At 64.3% G+C, this 14,804-nt stretch carries 15 protein-coding genes; 9 read left to right on the top strand and 6 right to left on the bottom strand.

The window, feature by feature from the left end; all coding sequences use genetic code 11:
• Nucleotides 1–175: 175 nt before the first annotated feature.
• Nucleotides 176–706: a hypothetical protein gene (locus CGS25_RS02210; protein ID WP_089031391.1), complete on the top strand. Its 531-nt coding sequence runs from the start codon at nt 176–178 to the stop codon at nt 704–706.
• Between the two features lie 62 nt (nt 707–768).
• On the top strand, nt 769–1,119 hold the full coding sequence (locus CGS25_RS02215) for a VOC family protein (RefSeq protein WP_089031392.1): 351 nt from the start codon (nt 769–771) through the stop codon (nt 1,117–1,119).
• Between the two features lie 39 nt (nt 1,120–1,158).
• Here the strand turns inward: CGS25_RS02215 and CGS25_RS02220 are convergent, their stop codons facing one another.
• Complete coding sequence (locus CGS25_RS02220) at nt 1,159–2,241, bottom strand: MBL fold metallo-hydrolase (RefSeq protein ID WP_101674436.1); 1,083 nt, start codon at nt 2,239–2,241, stop codon at nt 1,159–1,161.
• Between the two features lie 105 nt (nt 2,242–2,346).
• Between CGS25_RS02220 and CGS25_RS02225 the strand changes: the two genes are divergently transcribed.
• Nucleotides 2,347–2,964 carry a TetR/AcrR family transcriptional regulator gene (locus CGS25_RS02225; protein WP_101674437.1) on the top strand — a complete coding sequence of 206 codons (618 nt, stop codon included), beginning with the start codon at nt 2,347–2,349 and terminating at the stop codon, nt 2,962–2,964.
• A gap of 24 nt (nt 2,965–2,988) precedes the next feature.
• On the opposite strand, the gene CGS25_RS02230 is transcribed toward CGS25_RS02225, so the two are convergent.
• Nucleotides 2,989–3,417, bottom strand: coding sequence for a putative quinol monooxygenase (locus CGS25_RS02230; RefSeq protein WP_198588668.1), 429 nt, complete (start codon nt 3,415–3,417; stop codon nt 2,989–2,991).
• Between the two features lie 129 nt (nt 3,418–3,546).
• On the opposite strand from CGS25_RS02230, the gene CGS25_RS02235 reads away from it, so the two are divergent.
• Together CGS25_RS02235 and CGS25_RS02240 are read left to right on the top strand one after the other, a co-directional pair.
• Nucleotides 3,547–4,449, top strand: a complete 903-nt coding sequence (locus CGS25_RS02235) for an AraC family transcriptional regulator (RefSeq protein ID WP_101674438.1) — start codon at nt 3,547–3,549, stop codon at nt 4,447–4,449.
• A 47-nt stretch (nt 4,450–4,496) separates the two neighbouring features.
• Nucleotides 4,497–4,724: a DUF1413 domain-containing protein gene (locus CGS25_RS02240; RefSeq protein WP_089031396.1), complete on the top strand. Its 228-nt coding sequence runs from the start codon at nt 4,497–4,499 to the stop codon at nt 4,722–4,724.
• 60 nt (nt 4,725–4,784) lie between these two features.
• Here the strand turns inward: CGS25_RS02240 and CGS25_RS02245 are convergent, their stop codons facing one another.
• Nucleotides 4,785–5,825: an HlyD family secretion protein gene (locus tag CGS25_RS02245; protein ID WP_101674439.1), complete on the bottom strand. Its 1,041-nt coding sequence runs from the start codon at nt 5,823–5,825 to the stop codon at nt 4,785–4,787.
• Nucleotides 5,826–5,829: 4 nt separating this feature from the next.
• Nucleotides 5,830–7,356 (bottom strand): MFS transporter, encoded by a 1,527-nt coding sequence (locus CGS25_RS02250; RefSeq protein ID WP_101674440.1) that lies wholly within the window; start codon nt 7,354–7,356, stop codon nt 5,830–5,832.
• A gap of 217 nt (nt 7,357–7,573) precedes the next feature.
• Here CGS25_RS02250 and CGS25_RS02255 point away from each other — a divergent pair, with 217 nt between their 5' ends.
• The 4 genes from CGS25_RS02255 (at nt 7,574) to CGS25_RS02270 (ending at nt 10,649) form a co-directional block, all read left to right on the top strand.
• Nucleotides 7,574–8,191, top strand: coding sequence for a TetR/AcrR family transcriptional regulator (locus CGS25_RS02255; protein ID WP_101674441.1), 618 nt, complete (start codon nt 7,574–7,576; stop codon nt 8,189–8,191).
• 154 nt (nt 8,192–8,345) lie between these two features.
• The gene (locus CGS25_RS02260; protein WP_101674442.1) at nt 8,346–9,767 is read left to right on the top strand and encodes an amidase; all 1,422 of its coding nucleotides are present in this window, start codon (nt 8,346–8,348) and stop codon (nt 9,765–9,767) included.
• A 229-nt stretch (nt 9,768–9,996) separates the two neighbouring features.
• Nucleotides 9,997–10,341, top strand: a complete 345-nt coding sequence (locus CGS25_RS02265; RefSeq protein ID WP_089031401.1) for a type II toxin-antitoxin system RelE/ParE family toxin — start codon at nt 9,997–9,999, stop codon at nt 10,339–10,341.
• The gene (locus CGS25_RS02270; RefSeq protein WP_089031402.1) at nt 10,338–10,649 is read left to right on the top strand and encodes a helix-turn-helix domain-containing protein; all 312 of its coding nucleotides are present in this window, start codon (nt 10,338–10,340) and stop codon (nt 10,647–10,649) included. Before CGS25_RS02265 ends, CGS25_RS02270 begins: the two co-directional genes overlap by 4 nt.
• A 97-nt stretch (nt 10,650–10,746) precedes the next feature.
• On the opposite strand, the gene CGS25_RS02275 is transcribed toward CGS25_RS02270, so the two are convergent.
• Entirely contained in the window at nt 10,747–12,759 is a 2,013-nt protein-coding gene (locus CGS25_RS02275) for a carboxylesterase/lipase family protein (protein ID WP_101674443.1), read from the bottom strand.
• 24 nt (nt 12,760–12,783) lie between these two features.
• Nucleotides 12,784–14,790, bottom strand: coding sequence for a carboxylesterase/lipase family protein (locus CGS25_RS02280; RefSeq protein ID WP_101674444.1), 2,007 nt, complete (start codon nt 14,788–14,790; stop codon nt 12,784–12,786).
• Nucleotides 14,791–14,804 lie beyond the last annotated feature (14 nt).

Here is a 14,804-nt window from a genome sequence, read left to right on the forward strand (position 1 = left end):
GGCCATTGCTTGCGCGCCGCGCCTTGCTACTGCGTGCTGTCGCACTCGCAGAACCATCGGTGAGCCATCGTCGGCTGCATATTGCCTGCCGTTGAGCGAAAAGAACGTTGATTTTATCGCTCGCGCCCTCTACACCTGTAAAAGCGGGGCCTGGGGCTGGACACTGAGGGCGGCAATGATGAGTACCATTGAAAAGCGCGGCGATGGCACCAGGGTTTCGTGGTTTCAATTATACCTGCACGGTCTGGGCGTGTCGGTGCACGATAACGCTCAGGCGTTCGGTTTTTCGATACTGATCACGGTGACCTATGGCATTGTCTCGGGCGTGTCCGGCAAGCCGTCTTCCCTGGAACTGACCGGCTTTGCCCTGTCGGCGGTGGGCGCCCTGTCATTATTGAACGTATTGGTCGCCTTCTTGAAAAAAGACGAACCGGATGAGGTTGAGCGTTCGTACGTTTTGCTGGTGGCCACAGCCACGGATTTTCTCTCGGTCGGTGCCGGCCTTGGCGCCGCGTTCGCCACCGCCAACATTTCCCACGGTGCTTTTCACGGTGCTCTTCACAGTACTCTCCACGGCACTCTCCACGGCGCCTTCCACAACTGGTTGCCCTGGGTGCTGACGCCGTTTCTGGCCGGGCTTAGCTATGCTCTGGTGCAGGGCCTGCAGATCGCGGTGGCACGGCGTGGTGCCGATGTGCGGGGCTGAGCAGTGCCGGTCGAGTATCAGAGGGCACCAGATTTTCGCCCAATAAAACACGGAGAGTCGGCATGAACATCAAACGCATCATGGCCAACACGGCAACGCCGGACCCGCACCAGGCCGAACGCTTCTACGGCGACATTCTGGGCCTGGATACGCTGATGGACCACGGCTGGTTCCGCACCTATGGCAGTGATGAAAAAATGACGGTGCAGATCAGTTTCGGCAGCGAGGGGGGCTCCGGCACGGCGGTGCCGGATCTGTCCATTGAGGTGGACGACCTGGACGCGGCCCTGGCCCGTTTTCAGGCGGCGAAGGTGCCGATTGAGTACGGGCCGGTCAGCGAGCCCTGGGGTGTGCGGCGGTTCTATGTGCGCGATCCGTTCGGAAAACTGCTTAATATTCTGCAGCATCAGTGAGCAACCACCGATAGCCCGCCGATAATCGAGGCCGTTGGCTTAGCGCCTTGTTTCTTCCCGCCACCACGCGGTACCGGCGTGGGGGGCATTCAGGTCCACCCTCTCGCCCATCACCGGCGTGCTTAAGCTCACCCGCCGCTCGCTGGCCAGGGCGGTGATCCGTTCGAACGGCTGCTCCCAGGGGTGCATGGCGAGGTCGAAGGTGCCGTTGTGGATCGGCAGCAGCCAGCGCCCGCGCAGGTCCAGGTGGGCTTGCAGGGTTTGCTCGGGCTGCATGTGCACGAACGCCCAGCGTGGGTCGTAGGCGCCGGTCTCCATCAGGGTCAGGTCGAACGGGCCGTAGGCGTCCCCAATCGCTTTGAAACCGTCGAAGTAACCGCTGTCGCCGCTGAAGAACACGCGCAGGTCGCCGGCCTGAATCACCCAGGACGCCCACAGGCTGCGGTCACCGTCGGCCAGGCCACGACCGGAAAAGTGCTGCGCTGGGGTGGCGGTCAGGCGCAGGCCCTCGACTTCGGTGGACTGCCACCAGTCCAACTGCTCGACCTTGGCCGGGTCCACGCCCCATCTCACTAACTGGTCGCCGACGCCCAGCGGCGCGATAAAGCGGCGGGCTTTGTCCGCCAGGCGGCGGACCGCGTCCCGGTCCAGGTGGTCGTAGTGGTTGTGCGAGAGGATCACGCCGGCGATTGGCGGCAGGGCGTCCAGGTCAATGGGCGGCTTATGGAAACGCGCCGGGCCGGCCCATTGCACCGGCGAGGCGCGCTCGCTGAACACCGGGTCGGTGAGCCAGTAGCGGCCGTTCAGTTTGAGCAACACGGTGGAGTGACCAAGCCGGTAGAGGCTGCCGTTCGGGGCCGCTTCCAATTCAACGCGAGTCAGTGAGCGTACCGGAATAGGGCGATCTGGCACGGTCCCCGCCGGTTTCGCGAACAGGAAGGTCCGGGCCAGCTTCAACCCCTGCCACCAGCCCATTGCGGGGCGTGGCGCTGGATTATGAAAGCGGCCGTCATGATGCTGCGGTGATTGCGGATAGGTGGGCGGGGTGCCGCATCGGGTGTAGGCGGTATGAACGGTCACGGCGAGGGCTCCAAGCAGTAAAACGATGAGAAGGCGCTTCATGGCGACGTCCTGGACAATACACTACACAGTGTAGTTTTCACTTTTGAACAAGTAAACCACGCAGTGTAGAGTTGCCTCGCGCCTTCCACTGCCCAGGTCTCCGCCATGCCTCGTGCCCCGCAACGTCTCACCGACCGCAAACGCGAGGCAATCCTGCGCGCGGCGGTGGAGGAGTTCCGCGCGGCCGGCTATGAGGCCACCAGCATGGATCGCATCGCCGCCGCCGCCGCCGTGTCCAAGCGCACGGTCGGCAATCACTTTCCCAGTAAAGAGGCGTTGTTCGGCGAGATCCTCGAACAACTGTGGCGCAGCAGCGCGGCCAGCGTAGATCTGGCCTACCGGGCCGACCGGCCCCTGGAGGCGCAACTTCGGACTCTGCTTATGCAAAAACTGCTGCTGCTTGGCGACCCCAATTTTATCGATCTGGCCAGGGTGGCGCTGGCCGAGATCATCCACGCCCCGGCCCGCGCCCAGGCCATTGTTGGCCGCATGGACGAGAAGGAAAGCGGCGTGACCCGTTGGGTGCGCGCCGCCGTGGCGGACGGCAGCCTGGCCCAGGTGGACCCGGACTTCGCCGGCCATCAGTTGCAGGGGCTGGTGAAGAGCTTCGCGTTCTGGCCCCAGGTCACGCTGGGGCAGCCGCCGCTCACCGAGGCTGAGCGCGAGCGCGTGGTTGATTCGGCGGTGGCCCTGTTTCTGGGGTGCTACGCGCGCCGCGTGTGAGGGCCTGGTCGGCCCGATTGCCATTCAAGGCGTTCCTCCGGCGAACTGCTCCTTGCCCATTAATACGTCCAGGCGGTGTACATGGGCCGGGCACGCCAGGATTGCGTTCATTCGTTCCACGTCCCGAAAGATGTCACCGCCGCCACCCTCCACATGGGCCTGGCGCCCGGCCAGATTGGGAAACACCTCGAAGATACCGAACACGGTTTGCGAATAGCGCACTGCGTACCAGGGGCCGGTGGCCGGCTCGTCCCGCACGCAGCCGAGAATGTCCTCGAGCATGCGGATCACCGCGTGTTCCTGGCCCGGCAGGGCCTCGATGTGGATGTAGAAGGCTTTCTTGCCGTCTTCGCCGTGGTCGCCGGACACCTGCACGCCACGGTGCGGGCGGGTCGGCTCGGCGGGGCCAGATGGCGGGGCGGGGCCCGGAATGCGGGGAATGGTGTCGGTCATCGTTGATCTCCTTTGCAAAGAGACCACGATAGCCGGGCAGGCGGAGCGGGCGGTGCGTGAAGCTCGCCACTTTTTGCCTGATTGTCCGTATCTCTGTACCCGACCCCGGGTGTCGGATCACAATGGGGCATGTCCGATTCCTTGCGCCAGGCGGTTCACTGCTACACACAACGGCACGCCAACGCCAACGCCAGCGGCGTGGCCGGCACGCCGGTGTCCGGTCTGTTGCTGATTCGCGGCACCGCCCCCAGTGCGCTCGAGCATGCCATCGCCAACCCTCTGATCTGTCTGGTGCTGCAGGGGAGCAAACAGGTCAGCATCGGCAATCGCAATTTCACCTTCGTCGGCGGCGACTCGATGATCGTGACCGCCAATCAACCCACGGTCACCCGCATCAGCCAGGCCAGTGTCGCCGCCCCCTACCTGGCGCTCGCCCTGGATCTGGACCCGGCGGTGATCGCCGAGTTGGGGGTCGCCATCAACCTGGCCGAATCAGCGGCAGCGGAGGCCAGCGCCGATGTGGAGGCCGGGCTGCGTGACGCCATGCTCCGCTTGCTGCGGCTGCTGGAACGGCCCCGCTCGCTGGCGGTGCTGCAAAAACAACTGCTGCGCGAGATTCATTATTGGTTGTTGCTAGGAGAAAAGGGCGCGGCGATTCGTCATCTGGGCCTGCCAGACAGCCGGGTCCGGCGTGTGGCGCGGGCGGTGGCGCTGCTGCGCCGGGACTATGCCCGGCCGCTGACCATCGCTGAACTGGCGGCGGCCGCGGGCGTGAGCCGTTCCTCGTTTCACCAGCATTTTCGAGCGGTGACGTCGGTGTCGCCGCTGCAATTCCAGAAGCAATTGCGATTGATCGAAGCACGGCGGTTGATGCTCGTGGAAGGCAAGACCGCCAGCCGCGCGGCCTTCGACGTTGGCTACGTCAGCGTGCCCCAATTCACCCGCGAATACGCGCGCCTGTATGGCCAGCCCCCGGTGCGCGATCGCAAACTCAACGACCCGGGGCGGCCGGCCACGGAACCGGTGCGTTGAGCTCTTTGCTCCGGCCTCGGTTCGGCCAGACCTGGTAGGAGAGGTTTATGGACACTGCATTGCAGACCCGCCTGGAGGCGGCACTGAAAAAACGCGCGCCGGGTGCGTTCCATTTTTCCGAACTCTACGGCGAGGGCTGGCAACGGCTTTACATCGGCGACCGGGTCAAGCTGGGTAACGCGTTTCTGCGGCTGGTGCGGCAGGGGCGTTTCCCGGGCGTTGAGGACACCGGCACCAAAAAAGGCGGCGGGCGGCTGTACCGGAAGACCGGCTGAAGGCCGGGCCTCTGTTGATGGCGTGCTCCGATTGCCGTTCTCTGGTCAGCGCTAAAACCATCAGTCGGTGCGGGTGTCCACGTCCACCACCACCGACATTCCCACCTTAAGTCGCTGCAGGCCGGGCTGGTCCGGGTCCACCGCGATGCGCACCGGAAGACGCTGAACGATCTTGGTGAAGTTGCCGCTGGCGTTGTGCGGTGGAATCGGCGAGAAGCTCACCGAGCTGGCGGGGCCCAGGCTGGCTACCTTGCCGGAGAACGGGACGTCGGGGAGGGCATCCACGGTGAAGCGCACGGGTTGGCCCGCGCGCATGTGCGCGATCTGGGTCTCGCGGAAATGGGCGGTGATGTAGAGGTGCGCCAGCGGCACCAGCGTCAGCAGGGTTTCGCCGATGTTCACGTAGGCGCCGGGGCGCACCACTTTCTGTGCCACGGTGCCGCTCACCGGTGCGGCAATGCGCGTGTAGGACAGCGCCAGCTCGGCGGCGTCCAGCCTGGCCTGGGCGGTGTCGTGCGCGGCGCGGGCTTGTTCGATGTCCGCGCGCAGCACTTCCAGTTCCTGTTTGGCGGCCGCGTAGGCGGCCTGGTCGCCGGCTTGGCTGGCCCGTTTGGCGGCCAGTTCGGCGTGTGCGCGCTGCAGCGCCTGCACGGTGCCGGCGCCGCGTTGCGCCAAGTCCTGATAGCGGCTGCGTTCCTGCTCGGCCAGGGTAACGGCGGCCCGGTTCGCGCTCAGCCGGGCATGCGCCTGATCAATGGTGCTTTGCTGGCGCTGCAACCGTGCTTGCAGGCCGGTTACCTCGGCGGCGGCCTGGGCGAGCGCGGCACGCGCCTCGTCCACCTTGATGCTGGCATCGCGGTGGTCGATTTCCAGCAGCGGTTCGCCGGCGTGCACCGGTTGATTTTCCTTCACCAGAACGCGTTCCACGCGGCCGGCGATTTGCGGTGAGACGCGGGTCAGATCGGCCTGCACATAGGCGTCGTTGGTGTTCTGCCACGTGGCGCTACTCTCCGGGCGGTTGAGCGTATAAAAGCCGGCGCCGGCCAGAATCAGCAGCACCAGCACGGCAATGACACGAAAGGATCGGCGGGATAAAACCATGGCGTTATTCCGGTGAGCGGGTGGAAAGGGATGGTGGGCGCACGGCATTGAGGCAAAGCGCCAGGGGAATCAGCATCAGGGCGAGCATGCCGAGCACCCGGTAGGCATCGGCGGTGGCCAGGGTGGTGACCTCGCTGGCGACGGTGTCTGACAGGGCCAGCAACCGGCTGTCATTCAGCCCCAGGCTGGCAGCGGCGCTGGCCAGGCCGTCCAGCAGCATGTCGTTGTGAAAGCGGCCACGCACCAGCATCAACTGGGTCACCAGGGCGCTGCCCAGAGTGGTGCCAAAGGCGCGCAGCATATTGACCATGCCCGAGACGAACGGGCCTTCCACTGGTTGAACCACGCTGGTGGACAAAAACAGCAGCGACACCACCGCCATCGGCTGGCCGATCGCCTGCAGCACCTGCACCACAATAAACTGACGCCACATCCATTCACTGGTGATGCGCGCGCCGAGCCAGCAGGACAGCGCCAGAATCGCCAGCCCGGTGGCGAGCACCTTGCGCGCGTCCACCCAGGGGCGATACAGCAACAGCGCCACCAGTGAGCCCAGCACCAGTTGCGGAAGCCCAATGATCAGGCTGACAACGCCGGACTGCAGTGGCCGATAGCCCTGTACCTCGGCGAGAAAATGCAGCGGCAGCAGGGCGCCGGAAAGAAACAGAATCAGCAGCCCGACGAACAGGGTAAACCCCAGCCCCAGGTTGCGGCGCGCCAGCAGTTGCAGGCGGATAAACGGGCTCGGGTGGCGCCATTCGCTGATCAGCCCGGCGGCGCTGGCCATCAGTCCGCCGGCCAGGGTGAGACGAATCAGTGGCGATTCAAACCAATTCAATCGCACGCCCTGGCTGACGGCCACCGCCAGCAGAGCGAGACCGATCACCAGCAGCACATGGCCGGGCCAGTTGCCCTGGCCGAAGCGCTCGTGGCGAGGCGGGTCCCGGGGTAGCCCCCAGGCGCACAATGCCAGGCTGAGCACGCCGAGCGGCACCACCTGCCAGTAAATCCAGCGCCAGTCGAACAGGCGGTCGGTCCAGGCGCCGGCCAGCCACACCGCCAGGTTCGGCGCCATCGTGGCGGTCATCGCGTACAGAGCCAGCCCATGCAGGCGGATCCGCAACGGCAGAAAGCGCAACGCCGCCATCATCAGGGTGGGAATCAGGCCGCCTGCGACCACGCCCTGCAGGCTGCGCAACAGCAACATCATCGGCAACGATTGAGCCAACGGCAGCAGCAGTGCCAGCACGGTGGCGGCGGTGATCAACGCCAACTGGTAGCGGCGCAGCGATAGCGTCACGGCGAACCAGGCGGCGAACGGCTGCACCGCGATCTCGCCGACCAGATACACGGTATCCAGCCAGGAGGCCGGGTCGGCCCCGAACCCGTGGGCGCCACGAATGTCCACCAGCGCCAGGGCCGCCACCCGGCTGTTCAGACCGGCCATGATGGCGGCGATAAACACGCCGGTCAGCCCGCAGGCAAGCCGCGGGCCGAAAGCGGGCTGAGCCGGCGCGGTGGCGCTGGTCATGGTGGGCGGCTCCGATGTAGGGGGGAAAGAGTGGCAAGACAGGTAGGGCGCAAATCGAACTGTACCTATCGGTTCGATATGGTAATAAGACAGCCGGGTAGACGCAAGAGCGGCTTTTGGAGAGCGCAGATATAAAGGGTCGAAAGCAGGGAAATCGGGCAATGACGGTGGCCGAGACATCCGGTACACTTTTTTCTCCGTCATGCTGGAGACCGCCATGAGCCCCGCCGCGCCGACCAATCAAAAAGCCCACACTATTTTGCGGGCGGCGCGGGATGTGTTTCTGGAGCACGGCTTCAGTGCCGCCACCACCGATATGATTCAGCAGCAGGCGGGGGTCTCCAAATCCACGGTTTACGCCCATTTTCCCACCAAGGAAGCGTTGTTCACCGCCGTGGTGGAGGCGGAGTGCGAGTCGTTTCTGGAGGGCGTGCAAAGCATCCAGTTCCAACCCAAGGGGGTGGAGGCGCTCTTGCACACGCTGGCGTGCACCTATCTGGACATCGTGCTGTCGCCGGTGGCCTTGGCCCAGTACCGGGTGCTGGTCGGCGAGGCGCCGAAGTTTCCGGAGCTGGCCCACCGCTTTTACCAGGCCGGGCCGCGCGCGATGATCCGGCGTGCTTCTGAGTTAATGGCGAGCGCCGCCGATGCCGGTGAGCTGGATTTTGGCGGTTTATCGGCGGAAACGGCGGCCACCGCGTTCGCCAACCTGGTGCGATCAGAGCTGCAGCAGCACTATTTGTTGCATCCCGAGGCCCGCCCCAGCCGCGCCCAGGTGGAACAGTGGGCGGAGGTCTGTGTCACCCTCTTTCTGCGTGCTTTCGCGCCGCGCTGACGGCGCAAACACCGCCCGTGTCGCGCTGGCGACTGCCTGCGTTGTGTTCGCCGTGTGCTCATATTGGCCTAAGCCGGCCCTCCCGTTGGTGGGGAAAACGGGTACCTTCGTGCCAGTCTGAATAGCCTTTCGACCTTCGACGACGCGAGATCCGATGACCTCTCACCGACTGCACGCCTTTACCGATGACGCCTTGGGCAACGACGACGCCACCGCGCTGGCCGAACGGCTGCGCCGGGGGGAACTGAGCGCCGAACAAGCGACCCAGGCGGCGATAGCCCGTCTTGAGCGTGTCAATCCGGTGCTCGCCGGCTTGGCGCTGGACACCTTCAGGGACGCCCGGGCGCGCGCCAGAAACCAGGATTTCAAGGGCTTTTTTGCCGGCGTGCCGAGCCTGATCAAAGACAACATCGATCTGCGCGGCCTGCCCACCGGCCACGGCAGCCAGGCGGTGAACCCCGCCCCGGCGCGTAAAACCAGTGTGCTCGCGGAACAGTTTCTGGCCCAGGGCTTCAACATGTTGGGCAAGACCACGCTGCCCGCGTTCGGGTTTACCGCCAGCACCGAACGGCAGGGCGCGCCCGCCACCCGCAACCCCTGGCACACCGGCTATTCCGCCGGCGGTTCTTCCGGTGGCAGCGCGGCCCTGGTGGCCGCCGGCGCGGTGCCGATTGCCCACGGCAATGACGGCGGTGGCTCGATTCGGATTCCCGCCGCCTGTTGCGGGCTGGTGGGGCTGAAGAGCACGCGCGGGCGGCTGGTTACTCAGGAAGCGGCCAAAGCGTTGCCGATCAATATCATCTGCGATGGCGTGCTGACCCGCACGGTCAGAGACACCGCCCATTTTTTTACCGAAGCGGAAAAGTACTATCGCAACCGGAAACTGCCGCTCATCGGGCAAGTCGGTGGGCCAGGCCAGACGCGTCTTCGTATTGGTGTGATGCTGGATTCGATCACCGGCGATGCGACCTGCCCGCAAACCCGCGCGGCGGTCACCGAGACCGCCGAGTGGCTCAGTGACCTCGGGCACCATGTGGAGCCGGCGCGGATCGATCTGCCCCAGCGTCTCGCCGACGATTTTCTGCTCTACTGGGCGATGCTGGCGTTTCTGGTCAGCCGCTTTGGCAAGCGAGTGCTCAGCCCGGCCTTCGACGCGAGCCAGTTGGACCCGCTGACCCGGGGCCTGGCCATCTATTACAAACAACATTTTCTGCAAACTCCCGGCATGCTGTTTCAGTTGCGTCAAAGCCGGCAACGCTACGCGCGGGTGTTCGGTGACTACGATGTAATGTTGACGCCGGTGCTGGCGCACACCACGCCGGAGCTCGGGTATCTGGGCGCCGACCTGCCGTTTGAAACGCAACTGGAGAGGTTGCTGCGCTACACCACCTTTACACCCGCCAACAACGCCTCCGGCAGCCCGGCGATGTCGCTGCCACTGGGCCAGACCAGCGATGGTCTGCCCATCGGCGTGCAGATTGCCGGCCGCCACGGCGACGAGCGCACCTTGTTGGAACTGGCCTTCGAACTGGAAGCCGCCCGGCCGTTCCGGTGTCTGGCCGACCTCGCCTGCTGAAGGTGGGATGGGCGTTGTTCGCGATGCCATCCAGAGGGCGCAAGACAGTCGCTGAACCGCCAGATCCGTAAGCCTTTACTGACATTACACTGGGTCCGTTGCGCACAGGCATTCGAGTGTCTCGCCGACGGCGGTGCCGTGCTCGCCTGCGTACAGTGATTCCCAGGGTGCCCCCTTTCAGGGTGGGCTTTTCAGCGTGGGGTTTATTTGTACGCAGGTAACGTATATCATGCAGGCGATTTTCGTGGAACTGGCCTCCTTTCGCCGGTACCGGGCGGCGTATCTGGACGACGACACCTACTGGTTATTGCAGCAGATACTGATGCTGCACCCGGAGGCCGGGGCGCGTATTCCCGGCACCGGCGGGCTGCGCAAGGTGCGCTTCGTGGACGAGCGGCGCGGCAAGGGCAAGCGCGGTGGGCTGCGGGTGATTTATTACTGGTGGAGCGGTGGCCGGCAATTCTGGCTGTTTACGCTTTACGACAAGGACGAAGCCAGCGATCTGACCCTCGGTCAGCGCAAGACGTTGAAGACGCTATTGAAGGCTGAATTGAAGGCAAGGAGCGACACATGAAACGCGATCTGTTTGCCGAATTGAAAGAAGGCTTCGGGGAACTGCAAGCGCAGCGCGACGGCAAACTGACCTTGCGCGAGCAGGCCGTGCGGCTGGTCCCGGTGGAAGCCATCAACGCGGATGATCTGCTGGCGCTGCGCGAGCGGTTGAACCTGTCCCGTGCGGTGTTCGCCATGTACCTGCGCACCAACCCGCGCACCCTGGAAAATTGGGAACAGGGCCGCGCCCGGCCCAACGCCCAGGCGGCCACGCTGATCCGCCTGATCGAACGGTACCCGGATACGCTGGAGCGTCTCGCCGGGCTCTAGCCGCTGGCCAGCGCGTGCCTCCGGGCGCCGCGGCCGCGATGTGACACGGCCCCGGCGTTTTAACAAAAAAAGCGGTCTTGCCTGCGTGTTGATACTGTTATTGAGTCGCGGCTTGCAGGCCGGTTTGCACGGTGAGCTCAGTGTTCTGGCCAACCTCGACGAAGGTGTCGTTGGCCTCGGTATAGGCCGGCCAGTGCAAACTTGAAGGGCTGGGGTCGCCGGTTTTGGCGAAGTTGGTCCACATGGTCATCATCAGATCGCTCACCACCTTATCGTCCTGGCCATATTGCAGGGACGCATAGATGTCCGCCGCGTCGCCCTGGGTACCGGTCACACCGTTGCCGTTCAGGTCGTCAATCTGTGGGCGGCCGCCTTCCGGTGTGAGCACCAGACCCAGCAGATAGTTCTGGACCAGCCCGGCGGGATGGTCGAACAGATAGGGCAATTCGCAGCCGTGGCAACTTCTCAGACCCATGGCATCCCAGCCGGCGGGCACCCGGGTGAATTTATAAATGTATTGCTCCGATTGGTAGTCCGCCGAGCGTTGTTGCAGCCACACCGGTAACGCCGCGCGCAAGTGCGGGTAGTCGCCGGCGGTGACGCCCGCCATCAGCGGGACATCGCTGGGCATGCCCTGCAAGGCGTTCTGATAATAGGTGCTGGTCTGGTAGTAGTGGTCCACATTGGGCCGGTAGGTCTGGCGAGGGATGTCGTTGTCCTGATCCGCTTTGACGAAGGCGGTCCAGGGCAGTGCGCGCGCCTGATCCAGAGAATCCACGCCGGCCCGCTCGAACAGGGCCTCGCCGATCGCCTCGGACTCCGCCAGGGAATCGTTGCCGACGCTGTCCTCTTCCAGTTCCGCGAAACCACTCATGACAATGGCCTTGTGGAACAGGCCGGTGGCTTGCGGTGAATTCATCAGCGAATAGGTCTTGCCGCCGCCGCCGGATTGACCGAACAGCGTGACGTTGCCGGCATCGCCACCAAAGGCGGCGATGTTGTCGCGCACCCATTCCAGTGCCATCACCAGGTCCATCTGCCCATAATTGCCGGAGCCGTCATAGCCGCTTTCCGCGCTCAGCGCCGGGTGGGCGATGTAGCCGAAGGGCCCAAGGCGATGGTTGACGGTGACCAGCACCACGCCGTGTTCGGTAAGCCCTTGCGGGTTGTTGTACTGGTCCGAGTTCGCCGAAAGGATGGCGAACGCGCCGCCGTGGAACCACACCATGACCGGCAAATCGCGGGCATTCTTCGGAGCGGTCACGTTCAGGTACAGGGAGTCCTCGCTCATGCCGCCTTGATTAATACTTTCCAGTTGTGTGTCCTGAGCGGACTGGTCAGCCCAGGCGACCGCGTCGCGCACGCCACTCCAGGGCTCCGGTTTCACCGGCGGCCGCCAGCGCAATTCACCCAGGGGTGGCTTGGCGTAGGGAACACCAAGGAATTGCCAGGTATCGGCGGTGGCTTCGAAACCTCGCAGCTCGCCGGCGGTGGTGGTCACCACCACGCGCGCGGCGGTCGAGCGGCTGAAATGCGCCAGCGCGTCGTCGGCGTCGCGCACCTTACGGGCCCGCGGATCGGTGTCCGAGAACGCGCCCTGGTCGTCCAGTTCCGCGATCAGCCCTTGCACGCTGTCGCCGAAGGGGGCCGTGTCCAGATTGAAATCGATGGCCGCCGCGTGCTCGGAAATGTACGAACGAATGGCGTCGGAGATTTGGATGCCATTGTTCAGATCGCCGTCCTGATCCAGCGTTTGTAGCAGAATCAGTTTGTTGCGCACCGCGGGTTCGTCCGCGCTGCTGGCTCCGGCGGTGATCGACAGCGGCGTAAGCTGTTCGGCGCCTTCGGCCTCGCCGAGCGCCAGTTCACCGATCGAGAACGTCAGCGTTTCTCCGGCCCGATACTGGAACCCGCCGGATGCGTCGGTGACGCCGCCCGTGGTGCGGGTGCCGGTGTAGTTCAGGCCCGCCACCGCGCTGTCCACGAAGGTGCCGCTGAGACTGGCGGGCGTGGAAGAGTCGCTGTCGCCACCGCAGCCGGCAAGCGCCAGCGCGGTGCCGGCGAAGGCGGCGAGGGCGAGACGCGGCTTGATGTATTGCTGTTCTTTCATGCTGCTTTCCTCAATTTTTTTCTGTTATTCGTCACTCAGAACAGCAGACAAACCGGCTTTCGCCTGGGCATCGCTGGCTATTTCCACATACTGTTCGCTGGCGGCATCGTAGAGCGGGTAATCGATCTCCCCGGCAATGCTCGGGTCGCCGGTCTTGGCGAAGTGGGTCCAGATGGTCATCATCCGATCCGTCACTTCTTCATCGGTGTCATCAAAGCCGGCGGAGGCGAAGATGTCGGCGCTGTCGCCTTGGGAACCGGTAATGCCGTTGCCATTCAGATCACCGATGACCAGTGATTCCCCGGTCGCCGGGTCGATCACCAGGCCCAGCAGATAATGGGTAATCACGCTTTCGGGCATATTGAACACGTAGGCCAGCTCGGCGGCGTGGTAGGCCTGCACGCCCAGGGCTTTCCAGCCGGCGGGCTGGTGAGTGAAGTAGGTAGCGTAGTGGTTGGCTGAACACAGCGGCGCCATCCAGGGAAACACCTCGATGGCGGTCCGGGTGGGGTCCGGGGTGTCGTTGGCGTTGACGCTGAACATGAAGGGCACGTCGTTCTGATTGCCGGATTCAAAAGCAACCCGTTCCGTATAGGGCAGGTAATGGTTGTCCACGTTGGTGTAGGGCACCAGCGTCGCCGCGGCGGCCACTACTTGCTGCCAGTCCCGTTCACGCATTTCCGCCAACGAACCGGCGCCAAGTCGGGTTTGCAATTCGCTGCCGATGGCTTCGGCGTCCGCCAGGCTGCGGGTATCCGGAATCAGCGTGCCGCTCTGGCTGATGGCGCGGTGGAACAGGCCCGCTGCCTGGGGGGACGCCATCAGAGACAGGACTTTCCGGCCGCCGCCAGACTCACCGAAAATGGTGACGTTTTCCGGGTCGCCGCCGAACGCTTCGATGTTCTCTTGCACCCATTCAAGCGCGGCGATCAAATCCATTTGCCCGTAGTTGCCGGAGCCGTTGTAGCCGCTTTCGGCGCTAAGCTGCGGATGGGCGATGTAACCGAACGGGCCCAGCCGGTGGTTCACCGAGACCTGCACCACGCCTTTGCTGGCCATCGCCTCGGGGTTATTGAACGGTTTGGTGTTGCTGGTCAGGGCGGTAAAGCCGCCGCCATGGAACCACACCATCACCGGCAGCTCTTTGGCCTCCTTGGGAGCGGTGACATTCAGATACAGCGAATCCTCGCTCATGCCGCCTTCGCCGAAGCGTTCCAAGGCGCTGTTCTGCGCCGCCTGATCGCTCCAGGCCACCGCCTCGCGCACCGTATTCCACGGTTCCATTGGCTGGGGCGGGCGCCATCTTAGTGCACCCAAGGGTGGTTTGGCGTAGGGAATGCCGAGGAATTGCCAGGTGTTGGGGTCGGCTTGAAAGCCGCGCAGTTGGCCATCGGCGGTGTTCACCACCCGGCGCGGGCTGCTGGCCCGGCCGAACTGCTCAATGGCGTCGCTGGCGCTGACGATGGATCGCGCTCTCGAATCGGTATCGGAGAACGCGCCGGCGCTCTCCAGACGGTCGATGACCGTTTGCAGCGCGGCATTAAAATCCGAGGTGGGTTGGTCGATCGCGAGAGCGGTGGCATTGGCGGAGACTTCGTTGCTTATTGCATCGGTAATTTGAATGCCGTCGTTGAGATCGCCGTCCGCGTCCAGGCTTTGCAACAGGATCAGGGTGTTGGTGAAGCGCTGGTCGTCCGCCGAGGCGGTGCCGCCACTAAGGTTGAGAGCGGTCACCGTGTCCGCGCCTTCGGCCTCGCCCAGCGCCAGATCGCCGAGGGAAAACGCGACGCGCTGGCCTTCCGCGTAGCTGAAACGGCCCTGCTCGTCGGTGATCCGAGGCGATGATTCTCCGGCGCGATACTGCACGCCGGAAACACTGAGACTGCCAAGAACGCCGCTGCGTTGTGCATCGGACGGATGGTCCGACGATGATGAGCCGCCACACCCGGACAACGCGGACAACGCCAGAGGCACACCCGCGACGAGCAGGGCGCAACGCCGCCAACCGTGTCGCAGTTCACTTTTTCTCATAGTAATTCTCCCGA

It is taken from the genome of Alloalcanivorax mobilis, assembly GCF_002864685.1.
GTDB lineage: Bacteria > Pseudomonadota > Gammaproteobacteria > Pseudomonadales > Alcanivoracaceae > Alloalcanivorax > Alloalcanivorax mobilis.